Raw genomic sequence first — 15,745 nt, 5'->3', positions numbered from 1 at the left:
TTCCCCATCATCGTTTCGGGGAGCGGGGGCCGCTGTGACGGATGGGATCGCTCGGATTCGGCTGGACGACGGCACGCCCGTGTGGGCCCGGATCAGGGATGTGCAGGAACTCGGCGGAGGCGGCGGGTTCCGGGACACCGGGATCAGGGACCGCGTGGTGTCGATGACCGGTGGCCTCACGGACGTGGTGCGCGGGGTGGTCGGCTCGCTGCGCGCCGGGCTTGAGCCCCGGGGGCCGGTGGAGGTCGCCGTCAGTTTCGGTATCGAACTGTCGGCGCAGTCGGGCAAGGTCATCGGGGTCCTCGCCGACGGCTCCGGCACCGCCTCCGTCAACGTCTCCTTGACCTGGACCGAAACGGGCCGGGAGACGGTCCCACCCGGCCCGACCGCATCCGGCCCAACCTCACCAGCCCCGACCTCGTCCGCTCCGGCGCCACCCGCTCCGGCTCCCGCCAGCGACCCGACCCGGGCCCAGTCACCGCCGCCCCCACCCGTACCGCCCGTACCACCCGCCCCGACCTCACCCCCACTCCCCGCCCCCGCGCCGCCGCCCGCCCCGCCCGCCCCACCCGCGCCCCGCGTGCCCGCGTCCTCCGGGGCGGAGGGGAGAGCCCCCGAAGGCGCACCGGCGGCCGATGGCGCCGTATGAGCGCCTACGACGCCCTCGTGCGCCCCGCGCTCGTACGCATCGCCGCTCCCGGCGGCGGGTATGACCCCGGCGGCGACCGGTTCTGGGGCACCGGCTTCTTCATCGCCCCCGGCTGGGTGCTGACCTGCGCCCATGTCGTGGCCGAGGGGGGAAGCGCGGTGTGGAGGAGTGAGCCGGCGGTCGGCATCACCTGGGAGGACGGCAAGACCTCCCGGGAGACCGTCGGCACCGTCGTCCTCGCGCTGCCGCGCCCCGCCCGCCCCGACGACCCGCCGGACCCGTGGCCCTTCCCCGATCTCGCGCTCATCCGGGTGCCCGGCACGCAGAAGGCCTCCTGTGTGCGCCTCGGCTACCGCCCGCCCGTGCTGCCCACCCCCGTCGGACTGCACGGCTGGTCCCGCGAGACCGGCGAACTCGGTGTACGGCACGTCCACGGCACCCTGAACGGCAGCGACGGCAAAGCCCTCCTCACCGACTGGGTCATGCCCGTCGAAGGCTGCTCCGGCGGCCCCGTCGTCGACCACCGGCAGGTCGCCGTCGTCGGACTCAACAAGGGCCGGAGCCGTGACGGCGGCGCCGTCGTCCCCGTCACCGCCCTGCGCGCGCTGCACGACCTGCCGGGCGGCGAGGCCATGGGCGAGGCGCTGCGCGCCCACGACCGCCACCACCTCGTCCGCTACCGCTCGCTGGACGACCGGCCCGACTGGACCCGCGCCCAGCGCCTGTTGCCCCCGGCACCGGGCCTCAGCCCCGGCATGGGCACTCAGCTCCACGGCCACTTCGCCGAACTGCCGCCGCCCACCGCGCCCGGCGAGATCCTCGACCTCCTCGACCAGGTCAAGGCCTGGATCAGGGACGACGACCTGCCCGACGCCCTGGAGCAGGACCCGCGCACCTGGAGCGAGGGCGCGGGACTCCTGCGCGGACTGCGCGCCGCGCACCGGGACGGCGGCGTCGACCTCGAAGCGGACGCGGCGCTCCTGTACGCGGCCCATGTCGTCCGGCACGTCGGCCGCAGGTACGGCCCCCGGGCCGACACGGCGGGGCTCACCCGCTGGATCATCGACGCGTCCGGCGACGCCGACCGGTTTCTGCGCCGCGAGATCGACCGGCTCCTCAGCCCCGGACGGCCCGCCCCGCTGTCCGTACGCGAACCACGCGCGCGTGCCGACGTCCTCCTGGAGATCGACACCCCCCGCTACGACCGCCGTTACCCGTGGCGGGTCAAGCTCCTGCTCGACGGGCAGACCGTCACCCCGCTCCACTTCGACGACCGGGGCGTCGAGCGCGCCCGGCTCAAGGAGACCCTGCGCGAGCCGCTCGCGGACGCCCTGCGGCGCGGCGACAGCGGCCCCCATCTGGCCGCCGTGGAGGCGGTCCTGCCCCGCGAACTCTTCGACGAACCCCTCGACACCTGGCGCCTCGAACCGCCCCAGGGCCCCGACGACGCCTGGGCGACGACACTCGGCCAGCGCCGGATCGTCGTCATCCGGGACGCCCGCAGACACGCCGCGGAACCCGCCCCCGAATGGCGCGAACGCTGGGAGGCGGGGGAACTCGGCCCGCTGCGCGCCGCCCCGCTGCGCGCCGAGGTCCCCGGCGCGGCCCCGGACGGGCACCACGCGCGCGTACGCCGGGAAACCTGGGCGGAGGCGTACGACAGGCTCAGGGACGCGGAAGGCGGCACCGTGCCCGTCTACTGCGGTCCGGTCGGCAGCGGCGACGGGATGGCGGCGATGAACGCGGCCCTGACGGCCGGTCATCCGCTGGCGATCTGGCGTACCGGCGCCCACGGCCACGAGGACTGCGCGGAGTTCCACGAGCGCGCCGACCGGCTGCTCGCGGACGCCGTCACCGCCTGGGGCGTACGCGGTCCTGTGCGCTCCCTGCGCACCCGGGCGACCGACCCGGCGGCCGGCCCCGAGGCACGCGCCGCGTACGCCTGGGCGGAGGGCATCGCCATCCTGCTCGACCCGCCCGACCGGCCGCCCTCCGGAGGCCGTCTGGAGCCCCCGCCCCTGCTCGGCGAGGGGGAGCAGTGACGGGAGCGGCCACCGGGACCGGGTGCCCCCGATCCACCCGGAAGGACCATCGGCAGGCCCCGTTCCCGGGCGGTACGTTCGACGGGCCGGACAACGCCACCACAGCCAGGAGGAGTTCACCGTGAACGATTGGCGGATCTACCGTGGTGCCGGTCTGCCGCACGACGAGATCCGGCGGCTGCCCGCCCCGCCGCCCTGGCGCGACTTCTCGGCGGGCGGCGCCGACGACACCCGGGCGGGCTCGGACCGGCGGCTCGGCGTCCGGCGCAGACTCGTCCAGAACCACCATCCCAGGCCCGCCGAGACCGACGCCGTCAACGCGGCTCTCTATCTGCGGCGCCCGCTGCTCGTCACCGGCAACCCCGGCACCGGCAAGTCCACCCTCGCGCACGCCGTCGCACACGAACTGCGCCTGGGAAGGGTGCTGCGCTGGCCCATCGTCAGCCGTACGACGCTCCAGGACGGGCTCTACCGGTACGACGCCATCGGCCGCCTCCAGGACGTGCAACTGGAGCGCGCCCGGGTCGGCTCGCCCGGCTCCGAGGCGGCGGCCCCGGCCGGCATCGGCTCGTACATCCGCCTCGGTCCGCTCGGCACCGCGCTGCTCCCCTCCGAGCAGCCCCGGGTGCTGCTCATCGACGAGCTGGACAAGAGCGATCTCGACCTGCCCAACGACCTCCTGAACGCCCTGGAGGAGGGCGAGTTCGCCATCCCCGAGCTGGAGCGGATCGCGGACCGGGAGCCCGTCGTCGAGGTCCTCGGCGACGACGGGCGCAGGGTACGGGTCCTCGGCGGCCGGGTCCGCTGCACCACCTTCCCCTTCATCGTCCTCACCTCCAACGGCGAACGGGACTTCCCCGCCGCCCTGTTGCGCCGCTGCATCCGCCTGGAACTCGAACCGCCCGGCGAGGAGCAGGTCGGCGCCATGATCGAGGCCCATCTCGGCGCCGACGCCGCCACCGGGGACGGCGAACAGGGCCTCGTGCAGCGCTTCCTCAACCGGGAGCCCGGCGAGGTGATCGCCACCGATCAGCTCCTCAACGCCCTCTATCTGACCCAGCACGCCTCCCGCGCCGAACGGGTCACCCGGGAACGCATCGCCGACATGCTCATGCAGCCACTCGATCAGCCGAGGTGACGGGAGCATGCTCCGGACGCAACTGGAGGAGCTGACCCGCAGACTGCGGGCCGCCGGCCAGGACCCCACTGCCGAGGACATCGCCGACGCCGTCTGGCTCTCCCGGTGGCTGCCAGGACCCTCCCCGACGGACCCCGAGGACCCCCGGCACCCGGGGGACCGGGGGGACCCGGGGGAGCGGGACCCGCGGACCGCGTCCGGCGGCACGCCCGACGGCACCCCAGGAGGCAGGGCCGTCGGCGGCCCGGCCCCGGACGGCCCCGGGCGCGATTCCGTCTCCCTCCACATGCCGACCGGAACGACGGAGACGAACGGAACCACGGGAAGCACAGGGGCCACTGGGGCCACAGGTACCCATGGGGCCACCGGAGCCCCGCGAGCCTCTGGAGCCACCAGGACCCCCGGCGGCACCCCCGGCGTGGAGCGGGGCGCGACCCTCCCCGTCCGCGCCCCCGGCGCCAACGCCCTCCCCGGACTCCTCGGCCTCCAGAAGGCCCTGCGCCCCCTGCGCGGCTACACCCTCGCCCCCCACCGCCCCGGCGAGGGCACCCTCGACGAGGAGGCCACCGCCGAACGCAGCGCCGCCTCCGGCATCCTCATCCCCGTCCTGCGCCCCGCCGCGGGCCGCCGCCCCGACATCCAGCTCCTCATGGACACCGGCCCCGCCATGCTCGTCTGGAACCGGATGGTCGAGGAACTCCGCCAGGCCTGCCAGCAGTCCGGCGCCTTCCGCGACGTCCAGGTGCACCGCCTCTACGACACCGGTGAAGGACCCCCGCTCGTCACCACCACCTCGGGCGCCGACGGCCACCCCCGGCTACGCCCCGTCGACCAGCTCCACGACCCCACCGGCCGCCGCCTCACCCTGGTCGTCAGCGACTGCGTCGGACCCCTCTGGCAGCGCGGCGCCACCCAGCGCTTCCTGCGCCACTGGCCCCGCAACTCCCCCCTCGCCCTCGTCCAGCCCCTGCCCCCACGCCTGTGGCCCCGTACCGCGCTCCCCGCCGAACCCGGCACCTTCCTGCGCTCCGCCGCCCCCGGCGGCCACCCCTCCTTCCACTCCGACGACGAACCCTGGGGCCCCCTCGTCCCCGGCCGCCGGGCCGTCCCCGTCCTCACCCCCACCCCCGAGGCCTTCGCCTCCTGGACCCGGCTCCACACCGGCCACGGCGGCGACACCGTACGCGGCTGGGCCGCCTGGGTCGGACCCGAACGGCACCCGCCCCGCGCCCCCGGGACACCCCGCGCGCCCCGGAGCGACGACGCGCTCCTGCGCGCCTTCCGCGCCGGGGCGTCGCCCGGCGCGCTCCGGCTCGCCGTCCACCTCGCCGCCGCCCCCCTGACCCTGCCCGTCATGCAGCTCGTCCAGCGCGCCATGCTCCCCGACACCGGCCCCATGGAACTGGCCGAAGTCCTCCTCAGCGGCCTGCTGCGACGGCTCCCCGGCCCCACCCCGTACCCCTGCTTCAGCTACCCGCCCGGCATCCAGCGGCACTTCCTCGGCTCGCTCGACCCCGGCGCCGCCGCCCTCGTCCTCAAACACTGCTCCGCCTACGTGGAGCGCAATTTCGGCCAGGGCACCCGCAACTTCCCCGCCCTCGCCGCCGCCCGCCTCTCCGGTACGGAAAGCGGCACAGGACCCGGCGAAGGACCCGTGTCAGGCCGCGCGGGAACCCCCGAGGAGACGGAGGAACACCTCGGTCCCGAAGGCGCCGAGACCGAACTCTTCGCCCGCATCCCCGCGCGCGTACTCCGCTTCTACCACCCCGACCTGGTCACCCCCGACCCGCTCACCGAGGCCCGCCGCCTCCTCTCCCAGGGCCGCGGCCAGTCCGACCCCGCGCTGCTCGCCGACGCCCGCGAGCGCGCCGAGGCGGCTCTCCCCGCCGAACCGGTCGAGGCCCGGATCGTCCTCGCCCGCGCCCTGTACGCCGAGGCCGGGACCGCCGCGGCCCGCCGCACCGGCCGCCGCCCCGAACTCCTCGACCGGGCCGCCAGGACCCTCGTACGCGCCGGGGAACTCGCCCCCGCCGGAGAGGAACCATGGGCGGAGGCCCGGCTCGAACTCGCCGCCGTCCACCAGGCGCTGTGGCGCGACACCGACGACCCCGGCCACCTCGACGCAGCCCTCACCGCCCTCGCGGGGGAGGCGGGACGCTGGCCCGAGACCACCCGCCACGCCCTCCACCTGCGACGCGGCCGGCTCCTCCTCGCCCGGGGCGACGGCGAGGCGGCCGCCGGGGAACTCGGCGCCGCCCTCACCCTCCGCGAGAGCGCCACCGCCTTCCTCGACCTCGCCGACGCCCTGCACCTCGCCGGAGCCGCCCCCGGCCGCGTCCGTCACGTCCTCGACCGCGCCGAACCCCTCCTCGGCGAAGGCCCCGCCCTGCGGCTGCGCTTCACCACCGCCCGCGCCCGGCTGTACGACGCCGAGGGCGACGGCGCCGCCGCCGACCGGGCCTACGAGGAGGCCACCCTGCTCGCCCCCGACGACAGCGCCCGGCGCGGACCGCTCCTCCTCGTCTGGGGCGCCTCGCTCCTGCGGCGGGCCGCGGGCGCCACCGGCACCGCCCCCGTCGACCGGGCCGAGGGCGTCCTGCGCGAGGCCCTCACCCGGCTGCCCGCCGGGGCACCCGAACGGGCCGCGGCGAGGACCCTGATCGGCAGCGTCCTCGCGCTCCGCTTCCACCGCGCCGGATTCCTGCCCGACCTCTTCGAGAGCCGCCACCTCCTCGAACAGGCCCTCCGGGGCACCCACGACCCCGGGGACCGGGCCGAAGTCTGGCTCCAACTGGGCCGGGTACGACTGGAACTGGCCGAAGTGGCACGGGACGGCACCATCGGCGACGCCCTCACCGCGTACCGCAACGCGGGGGAGGACTCCCGTACCGCCCACGGCGACGACCCGGGCACGGTCACCGGCGCCCGCGCCTGGCACGCCCAAGGCGCGACCCTGTGGCTGATGGGACGCCCGGAGCGGGCCGGGACCGCACTGCGGACGGCCGCCGGACAGTGGCGACGGCTCACCGGACGGCTCGTGGAAGCGGACCGGGCGGACGAGGAGCGGACCCTGAGCCTCCTCGCCGAGGTGGAGAGCGCGAACGAACGGCCCCACGCCCACCCGGCCGAAGCGGACCGGCACCGGATCGCGCCGCCCTGGTGGCCCCTGGGCGATTCGTCCTGGTGAGGGAGGTGATGACGGGGGCGCACACGGGCGCAGTAGGGGCGAACGTGTTTCTCCCCATCCGGCCTCGGGAAGAACCGCTGCGCCGCGATGACCGCGGGGGACGGACGCCGGTGAGGAGGAGCCGAGGGTGTTCGATCACACGGGGCGGGCACGTGCTGTCGACGAGGACGCCGACCGCACAGGGCGGGTCCCAGGGCCCGAATCCGGTGAAGTGGTCGAGTCTCCAAGGCCCGAACGTGGCGGGGTGGCCGGTTCTCCGGGGTCCGAATCCGGGGGAGCGGTCGCGCCTCAGGGGCCCGAAGCCGGTGAAGCGGTCGTGTCTCCGGGCCTCGACGCCGGTCGTTCGGCCCAGGTTCCGTCCGGCGGTCCCACCCCTCAAGCCCCCCGCGCCGCCCCGCCGTTCCCCGGGCTCGGTGGTGTCGATCTGCGGGCTCTGCGGGTTCTGGACCATCCCGAGCTGGTCGCCGAGGCGGAGCGGGTCCTGCGGTGCGTCGCCGAGCTGGGCGAGTCCTGGTTCTCCGACGAGGGGGCCGACGCCAGCGCCGACCCCTCGCCCTCCCGGCCCGCACCCGGCCGCCCTTCGCCCTCCCGCCCCGGCTGACCACTTGAACTCGCGCCCTCCCGCGCGCTCCCGGGGGTTCCGGTGAGCGTCGGGCCTCTCGCGGGTGAGGACATCGGGCGGTTCGCGCGGACGCGGCCCATGGGCGACGGGGGCGCCCTCCTCCGGTCCGTGCTCCACGCGCGCCGACTCGTCCTCCTCAAGGCCCTGCTCCTCCGCGTCCGCCGGGACCGGGACCGGCTCGGCACCGGTGTCCGGCACCGCTTCGACGCCTCCTGGCGACTGCTCGAACGGGTCGAGTCCCGCCAACCGGGCGCCGTCCGGGACGTCCTCGACTACCCGGCCACCGGCGGCTGGCTCGCCGCCGCCCTCGCCGCCCCGACCGGCCCCGGTCTCGACGCCCACCTCGCCCACTTCGACGCCCTCGCCCTCACCGCCGCCCTGCGCGGCGGCCACCCCCTCGCCCGCACTGTCGCCACCCCCGGGGGAACACTGCCGCTCGCCGGGATCGGCAGGCTGTGGACCGGCGCGGAACGGGCCGAGGCCCGGACCGTCGGCCGCCTGACCTGGATCACCCCCGAAGGCGCCGACGCCACCCGCGCGGCCTTGCTCCTCGCCGACCCCCGCACCGGCCGCCCCCTCGGCGCGGGCCCCGGCTGGCGCCCCGTCCGACGGCTGCCCGGCGGGACGGCCGTCCTCGACGACCTGGACCCCTACCGGGCGCCCCGAGGCGGCGTCGGCGACCCGCCGCGTACCGCCGCCACGCCGACCGACGCCGGACGGACGGTCTGGGCCGACCGCTGGCACGCGGCCCTACGTCTCCTGACGGCGACCGACCCCGCCCGCGCCGCCGAGGTACGGTCCCTCGTCCGCGTCGTCGTCCCCATAGGACCCGCAGACCTCTCAGATCTCACCGACCTCGCCGATCCCGTCGATCCCGCAGACCCCCTCGGCCCCGCCGGGAGCACCGGCCACACCAGCCCCGCAGACCACGCCAGCCGTACAAGCCCCACCAGCCCCACCAACCCCACGACCCCTACCGACAGCACCGGTCACACAGCCCACGCGGCTCACACCGACCCCACTGATGCCACCGACCGCGCCAGCCACACAGGCCACGCCCCCGGACCCATCGGCGCCACCCTCCGCGCCGCGCCCGGAGCCGTTCTCGCCTCGCTGCCCGCCGGAGCCCACGAGATGGCGGAGATCCTCGTGCACGAGACCCAGCACTCCAAACTGGCGACCGTCCACGAACTCGTACCGCTCTACCCATCGGGACCCACCACCGTGCACCGGGTCGGCTGGCGGTCCGACGCGCGGCCCGTCGCGGGCGTCCTCCAGGGCGCGTACGCCCATCTCGCCCTCACCGACCTCTGGTACCGGGCGGAGCGGACGCCCGGACTGCCCGCCCCCTGGCGCGACCGGGCCGGGCGACAGTTCGAAAGATTCCACCATCAGGTGGGCCGAGCCCTCTCGGTCCTGCTTGAATCCGATGAACTGACCTATGCGGGGCGGGAGTTCACACACCACATGCACGCCCATCACGCGCGTCTCGGGACCGTTCCCGGAACCCATGGGTGACACTAGGCGACAGAGTGCTGACACAGCGTGGCACGGGAGTGGACAGGGAGAGGAACACATGGCGGAACAGGCGTGGCCGACGGGCGGAGCCCCGCGCGGAATCACGGCACCCGAGCACGTCCTGGTGGTCTTCCCCGGCTACCACCGGCCCTGGGCCACCTGGATCGGCCAGCGCCTCGACCTCCACGGCGTCCGCACCACCCCGCACCGCTGGGACCCGCCCAGGGAAGTCCCCCTCGAAGACTCCCTCGGCGATCTGCTGCTCGCCCGCGGACAGGTCCTCCTCGTCCTCAACGACTGGTTCTTCGAACTCGGCCCCCGGCCCGCCGGCGAGTGGAACGACGTCCTGCGCGGCTTCGTCGCCGCCCACGCCGACCGCTTCGCCGCCGTCAACCTCACCAACCGGCCCCTGCTCCCGGCCACCGCCGTCCTCGAACCGGTCAGCCTCTGGGGCGTCGGCGAGGACGAGGCCGAAGCCCGCCTCCTCGCCAGGCTCGGCGTCGAAGCCCGCCGCGGCGGACGCCGCATCCCGCCCGCCGCCCTCGCCCGCTACCCCGACACCCCACCCGAGATCTGGGGCGAGGTCCCCCGCCGCAACCCCCGCTTCACCGGCCGCGACGACCTCCTCACCGCACTCCAGGAACGCCTCATGGACGCCGAACGCGGCCACGCCGCCTGCACCCTCCTCGGCATGTCCGGCATCGGCAAGACCCAGATCGCCGCCGAGTACGCCCACCGCTTCAGCCCCGACTACGACGCCGTCTGGTGGGTCAGCTCCGACGACCGCAACGTCCAGCGCGACCGCTTCGGCGAACTCGCCGTCGAACTCCACCTCCCCGTCGGCAGCGAACCCGGCGAACGCATCCGCGCCGTCCGCGAAGCCCTGCGCCGGGGCGACCCGCACGGGCGCTGGCTCGTCGTCTTCGACGGCTGGGACGACATCAAGGACGCCGCCGTCATGCTCCCCCAGGGCACCGGCCACGTCCTCGTCACCTCCCGCAACCGCGCCTGGGGCGAACACACCCAGATCCTGGAGGTCGGCGGCTTCGACCGCGCCGAGTCCACCGGCTACCTGATGCGCCGCGCCCCCCACCTCACCGCCGCCGAAGCCGACGAGGTCGCCACCGAGTTCGGAGACGTACCCCTGCCACTCGTCCAGGCCGCCGCCTGGCTCGGCGAGTCCGGCATGGAAGCCCCCGAATACCTCCGCATGGTCCGCGACGGGCGCCTCTCCACCGTCGACGACCCCACCGCCGCCGACGGCATGCCCAACGCCTCCCTCACCTCCTGGTCGATACTGATCAACCGCCTCCGCCGCTCCCAGCCCCAGGCGGTGGAGATCCTCAGCCTCTGCGCCTCCTTCGCCCCCGGCCGCATCCCCATCGGCCTCGTCCGCGCCTACCCGCAGGCCGACCTGCCCGAGGACCTGCACTGGATGGCCACCGACCGGCCCGCCTGGACCCGCGCCCTCGACACCCTGGTGAACTACTCCGTCCTCACCCGCGAGACCCGCGGCCCCATCGCCAGCGACACCGGGCCGTCCGAGGAGTCCATCCACATGCACCGACTGGTGCACGACATCGTGTCCCGGCTCACCGACGGCACCCACCGGGCCGCCCACCGCAAGGCCGTCCGCGCCCTCCTCGCCGAAGCCGACCCCGGCGCCCCCATGGACAGCCGCCACTGGCCCCGCTACGCCGAACTCCTGCCCCACCTCGAACCGTCCGGCGCCCTCGAAAGCCGCAGCCCCCGCATGCAGACCGCCGTCCTCAACTGCCTCCGCTACTGCTACCGCAGCGGCGAGTTCAAAGCGGGCACCCGGCTCGCCGAGCGGATCAGGCACAGCTGGAGCGGCTTCATGGACCCGGTCGCCGCGCCCATGCTCAGCCTCACCACCCAGGAGGGCAACATCCTCCGCGCCAGCGGCCGCTTCCGCGAGGCGCAACTCCTCGACTCGGCCGCCCTCGACCGGCTCCGCGCCCAGTCACCCCGCAACGAGCACGCCGAACTCATCGCCCAGAGCGCCACCGCGAGCAATCTGCGCTACCTCGGCCAGTACGCCGAAGCCGAGACGCTCCAGCGCCGACTGCTCGACGAATCCCACCGGCTCCTCGGCGAGAACGAGTTCATGACCCTCCTCGCCCGCCACAACCTCGGCGTCAGCCTCCGCCTCCTCGGCCGCTACCAGGAGGCGTACGACCTCGACGCGGAGAACCTCGCCCGCCGCGAGACCATCCTGCGCCCCCTCCACGCCAACACCCTCAACTCCGGCAACTCCCTCGCGCACGACCTGCGCCTCCTCGGCCGCTACCGCGACGCCCTGGTACGCCAGGAGGCCAGCGTCCGCCTCCACATCCAGGTCCTCGGCGCCCAGCACCCGCAGACCCTCTCCGCCCGCGCCCAGCTCTCCCTCTGCCGCCGCCGCGAGGGCGGCACCCAGCAGGACATCGGCGGCCAGATGGAACACCTCCTCGAACAGATCGAGCAGGTCCACGGCCGGAGCCACCACACCACCCTGACCTTCATCAACAACTACGCCAGCTTCCTCCGCGAACACGGCGACCTCGACCACGCCCGCGAACTCACCACCGAGGCCGAGGCCGGATTCCGCTCCCTCCTCGGCCCGGCCCACCCCGTCGCCACCGGCATGGTCGCCAACACCGGACTCGTCCTCCAGGCCTCCGGCGAACGCTCCGACGCCCTGGCCCTCCTCGAATCGGCCCTCGCCGGACTGACCGCGACCCTCGGCCCCGACCATCCCTGGGTCCTCGGCTGCGCCCTCAACACCGCCGCCGCCCGCAACTTCAACGGCCGGGTCGCCGACGCCACCGAACTGAGCCGGGAGACGCTCCGGCGCGCCCGCCGGGTCCTCGGCGGCGAACACCCGCTCACCCTCTCCTGCCAGATCGCGCTCGCCGCCGACCTGCGGGGCATCCGCGAGGTCGAGGAGGCGGGAAAGGTCGAGGAGGACGCCCTGCTCACCCTCACCCGGAGCCTCGGCGCCCAGCACCCGCACACCCTCTCCGCCCGCCAGCGCAACCGGCCCTACTGGGACTTCGAGGCCTACCTCGGCTGACCGGCCCGGGAAACGCCGGAGGCCCGGCACCCCGAGTGGGGTGCCGGGCCTCCCTCCGTACGGATCACCGTACGGGGACCGGTCGGGTCAGGCGTTGAAGACCTCGTCGACCAGCTGCTGCTGCTCCGCCTGGTGGCGCTTGGCCGAGCCGACCGCCGGGGAGGAGGAGTGCGGACGCGAGATCCGGCGCAGGCGCTCGCCCGCCGGGATGTCCGCGCCGACCGCCAGGTCGAGGTGGTCGATCAGGTTGAGCGCGATGAACGGCCAGGCACCCTGGTTCGCCGGCTCCTCCTGGGCCCAGATGTACTTGGCCGCGTTCGGGTACTTGGCGATCTCGGCCTGAAGCTCGGCACCCGGCAGCGGGTACAGCCGCTCCAGACGGATGATCGCGGTCTCCGTGTCCCCACGCTTCTGCCGCTCGGCCTCCAGGTCGTAGTAGACCTTGCCGGAGCAGAAGACGACCTTGCGGACGTCGGCCGGGTTCGCCGTCGAGTCGCCGATCACCGGGCGGAAGCCGCCGGTGGTGAACTCCTCCACCTTGGACGCCGCCGCCTTCAGACGCAGCATCGACTTCGGGGTGAAGACGATCAGCGGCTTGTGGTGCGGGTTGTGGACCTGCCAGCGCAGCAGGTGGAAGTAGTTCGACGGCAGCGTCGGCATGGCGACCGTCATGTTGTCCTGGGCGCACATCTGGAGGAAGCGCTCCGGGCGCGCGGACGAGTGGTCCGGGCCCTGGCCCTCGTAGCCGTGCGGCAGGAGCAGCGTGACGCCGGAGGTCTGGCCCCACTTCTGCTCGGCGGAGGAGATGAACTCGTCGACGACGGTCTGCGCGCCGTTGACGAAGTCGCCGAACTGCGCCTCCCAGACGACCAGGGAGTCCGGGCGGGCCAGCGAGTAGCCGTACTCGAAGCCCATCGCCGCGTACTCGCTGAGCATCGAGTCGTAGACGTTGTAGTGGGCCTGCTCGTCGGTCAGGTAGAGCAGCGGGGTGTAGTCCTCGCCGGTCTCCTGGTCCACCAGGACCGCGTGGCGCTGGCCGAAGGTGCCGCGACGGGAGTCCTGGCCGGAGAGCCGGACCGGGGTGCCCTCCATCAGCAGGGAGCCGATGGCGAGGGTCTCGCCGAAGCCCCAGTCGATGGTGCCGTCGTCGATGGAGGCGGCACGGCGCTGCATCTGCGGAAGCAGACGCGGGTGGACCGTGATCCGCTCCGGGATGTTGACCTGCGACTCGGCGATCCGCTTCACGACCTCCTGGGAGACCGCGGTGGTGACGGCGACCGGGAACTCGGCCCGCGCGTCCGGGACGTGCGCCGGGGACGGGGCGGCGGTGGCCTCGCGGACCTCCGCGAACACCTTCTCCAGCTGGCCCTGGAAGTCCTGGAGCGACTGCTCCGCCTCTTCCAGGGTGATGTCGCCGCGACCGATGAGCGACTCGGTGTAGAGCTTGCGCACCGAACGCTTCTTGTCGATCAGGTTGTACATCTGCGGGTTGGTGAACGAGGGGTTGTCGCCCTCGTTGTGACCGCGACGGCGGTAGCAGATGAGGTCGATCACGACGTCCTTGTTGAACGTCTGACGGAACTCGAAGGCGAGCCGCGCGACGCGGACCACGGCCTCCGGGTCGTCACCGTTCACATGGAAGATCGGCGCCTCGATCATGCGGGCCACATCGGTCGCGTACATCGAGGAACGCGAGGCCTCCGGGGCGGCGGTGAAGCCGACCTGGTTGTTGATGACGATGTGGACCGTGCCGCCGGTGCGGTAGCCCCGCAGCTGCGACATGTTCAGCGTCTCGGCGACGACGCCCTGGCCGGCGAAGGCCGCGTCGCCGTGGAGGGCGACGGGCAGGACGGTGAAGTCCGTGCCGCCCTTGTTGACGACGTCCTGCTTGGCGCGGACGACGCCCTCCAGGACCGGGTCGACCGCCTCCAGGTGCGAGGGGTTGGCGGTGAGCGAGACCTTGATCTGCTCGCCGTCCAGACCGGTGAAGGTGCCCTCGGCGCCCAGGTGGTACTTGACGTCGCCGGAGCCGTGCATCGACTTCGGGTCGAGGTTGCCCTCGAACTCGCGGAAGATCTGCGCGTACGACTTGCCCACGATGTTGGCCAGGACGTTCAGCCGGCCGCGGTGGGCCATGCCGATGACGACCTCGTCGAGGCGCGACTCGGCGGCCGAGTCGATGACCGCGTCGAGCAGCGGGATGACGGACTCGCCGCCCTCCAGGGAGAAGCGCTTCTGACCGACGTACTTGGTCTGGAGGAAGGTCTCGAAGGCCTCCGCCGCGTTCAGCCGGCGCAGGATCCGCAGCTGCTCCTCGCGCTCCACACGGGAGTGCGGGCGCTCCACGCGGTCCTGGATCCACTTGCGCTGCTTCGGGTCCTGGATGTGCATGAACTCGACACCGGTGGTGCGGCAGTACGAGTCGCGGAGCACGCCGAGGATGTCGCGGAGCTTCATCAGCGACTTGCCGGCGAAGCCGCCGACGGCGAAGTCGCGCTCCAGGTCCCACAGGGTGAGGCCGTGCTCGGTGATGTCCAGGTCGGGGTGCTTGCGCTGCTTGTACTCCAGCGGGTCGGTGTCGGCCATGACGTGGCCGCGGACCCGGTAGGAGTGGATCAGCTCGAAGACCCGCGCGGCCTTGGTGACGTCGTCGTCGTGCGAGGCGTCGATGTCACGGAACCAGCGGACCGGCTCGTAGGGGATGCGCAGGGCCTTGAAGATGTCGTCGTAGAAGCCCTCCTCGCCGAGGAGGAAGTTGGCGACGACGCGCAGGAACTCGCCGGAGGCGGCACCCTGGACGACCCGGTGGTCGTAGGTCGAGGTCAGGGTCATGACCTTGGAGATGCCCAGCTTGTTCAGGGTGTCCTGGGAGGTCCCCTGGAACTCGGCCGGGTAGTCCATCGAGCCGACGCCCATGATGACCGACTGTCCGGGCATCAGACGCGGCACGGAGTGGACGGTGCCGAGGCCGCCGGGGTTGGTCAGGGAGACCGTGACGCCGGTGAAGTCCTCCATCGTCAGCTTGCCCACACGGGCCCGCTTCACGATGTCCTCGTACGCCTGCCAGAACTCGAAGAAGTTGAGCGTCTCGGCCTTCTTGATGCCCGCGACGACGAGCTGACGGTCGCCGTTGGGCTTCACCAGGTCGATCGCGAGGCCGAAGTTCACGTGCTCCGGCTTGACCAGGGTCGGCTTGCCGTCCTTCTCCGTGAAGGAGTAGTTCATCGACGGCATGGCCTTGATCGCCTGCACCATCGCGTAGCCGATGAGGTGCGTGAAGGAGATCTTCCCGCCCCGGGCGCGCTTCAGGTGGTTGTTGATCACGATCCGGTTGTCGAAGAGCAGCTTCACCGGGACGGCGCGGACGGACGTGGCCGTCGGCACCTCCAGGGAGGCGTTCATGTTCTTCGCGACCGCGGCGGCCGGGCCGCGCAGCGTGACCAGCTCGGGGCCCGCGGGGGCCTCGGCGGCCGGCTTGGCCGGAGCGGCCTTGGCGGCGGCCGGAGCGGCGGC

At 73.7% G+C, this 15,745-nt stretch carries 8 protein-coding genes; 7 read left to right on the top strand and 1 reads right to left on the bottom strand.

Annotated features, from left to right (window positions below; all coding sequences use genetic code 11):
- Positions 1–34: 34 nt before the first annotated feature.
- The 7 genes from BU197_RS30180 to fxsT all read left to right on the top strand — a co-directional run bounded on the left by BU197_RS30180 (position 35) and on the right by fxsT (position 12,232).
- Positions 35–649: a CU044_2847 family protein gene (locus tag BU197_RS30180; RefSeq protein WP_317453375.1), complete on the top strand. Its 615-nt coding sequence runs from the start codon at positions 35–37 to the stop codon at positions 647–649.
- On the top strand, positions 646–2,691 hold the full coding sequence (locus BU197_RS02605) for a trypsin-like peptidase domain-containing protein (protein ID WP_188266517.1): 2,046 nt from the start codon (positions 646–648) through the stop codon (positions 2,689–2,691). Before BU197_RS30180 ends, BU197_RS02605 begins: the two co-directional genes overlap by 4 nt.
- A 121-nt stretch (positions 2,692–2,812) precedes the next feature.
- Positions 2,813–3,829 (top strand): AAA family ATPase, encoded by a 1,017-nt coding sequence (locus BU197_RS02600; RefSeq protein WP_188266516.1) that lies wholly within the window; start codon positions 2,813–2,815, stop codon positions 3,827–3,829.
- Between the two features lie 7 nt (positions 3,830–3,836).
- Positions 3,837–7,016: an SAV_2336 N-terminal domain-related protein gene (locus BU197_RS02595; RefSeq protein ID WP_188266515.1), complete on the top strand. Its 3,180-nt coding sequence runs from the start codon at positions 3,837–3,839 to the stop codon at positions 7,014–7,016.
- A gap of 316 nt (positions 7,017–7,332) precedes the next feature.
- Positions 7,333–7,617 carry a hypothetical protein gene (locus BU197_RS02590; RefSeq protein ID WP_188266514.1) on the top strand — a complete coding sequence of 95 codons (285 nt, stop codon included), beginning with the start codon at positions 7,333–7,335 and terminating at the stop codon, positions 7,615–7,617.
- A gap of 42 nt (positions 7,618–7,659) precedes the next feature.
- Positions 7,660–9,156: an aKG-HExxH-type peptide beta-hydroxylase gene (locus tag BU197_RS02585; RefSeq protein ID WP_188266513.1), complete on the top strand. Its 1,497-nt coding sequence runs from the start codon at positions 7,660–7,662 to the stop codon at positions 9,154–9,156.
- Between the two features lie 58 nt (positions 9,157–9,214).
- Positions 9,215–12,232 carry an FxSxx-COOH system tetratricopeptide repeat protein gene (fxsT, locus tag BU197_RS02580; RefSeq protein ID WP_188266512.1) on the top strand — a complete coding sequence of 1,006 codons (3,018 nt, stop codon included), beginning with the start codon at positions 9,215–9,217 and terminating at the stop codon, positions 12,230–12,232.
- An 87-nt stretch (positions 12,233–12,319) separates the two neighbouring features.
- On the opposite strand, the gene BU197_RS02575 is transcribed toward fxsT, so the two are convergent.
- Positions 12,320–15,745, bottom strand: a 3,426-nt coding sequence (locus BU197_RS02575) for a multifunctional oxoglutarate decarboxylase/oxoglutarate dehydrogenase thiamine pyrophosphate-binding subunit/dihydrolipoyllysine-residue succinyltransferase subunit (RefSeq protein WP_188266511.1), incomplete at its 5' end; no start/stop codon positions are given.

It is taken from the genome of Streptomyces sp. CBMA291, from assembly GCF_014596525.1.
Classification (GTDB): Bacteria; Actinomycetota; Actinomycetes; order Streptomycetales; family Streptomycetaceae; genus Streptomyces.
Note: the sequence above shows the minus strand (reverse complement) of the source record. Positions and strands in the feature narration are given on the sequence as shown.